The organism is Streptomyces sp. 4F14, assembly GCF_048159485.1.
Classification (GTDB): Bacteria; Actinomycetota; Actinomycetes; order Streptomycetales; family Streptomycetaceae; genus Streptomyces.
In genome coordinates, this window is the sequence record NZ_JBLRVY010000203.1 from 1 (window position 1) to 391 (window position 391).

Genomic DNA, 391 nt, shown 5'->3' on the forward strand with positions numbered 1-391 from the left:
TCTGGACCCTCTTCCACGACACCGTCTACTCCCACCAGGACAAGGAGTACGACCGGAGTATCGGCGTCAAGTCCTCTGCTCTGATGTTCGGCGATTCCAGCAAGGCGTGGCTGGCCGTGTTCATCGTGCTGAGCGTCGCCGGCGCTTTCTGGGCCGGGGCCGAGGCGGAGACGGGCTGGGCCTTCTACCCGCTCGTCGTGTGTGCGGGGGCGCTGCTGTCCTATCAGGTCGTACGACTGAACCTGGACGATCCGCAATCGTGCTGGGACACCTTCGTCACCAACCGCTACTTCGGCTGGATCATTCTCGCGGCGACGATCGCCGGACAGTTCACCTGACGGAACTGAATCCGCGGATCGAAGGATGGGATACGAATGACAGATTCGATATG

1 protein-coding gene is annotated in these 391 nt (G+C 61.4%); it reads left to right on the forward strand.

The genetic code is table 11. From position 1 onward, the window contains the following. On the forward strand, positions 1-338 hold a 338-nt coding region (locus tag ACLZOT_RS50325), incomplete at its 5' end, for a UbiA family prenyltransferase (RefSeq protein ID WP_416976034.1). Positions 339-391: the final 53 nt, after the last annotated feature.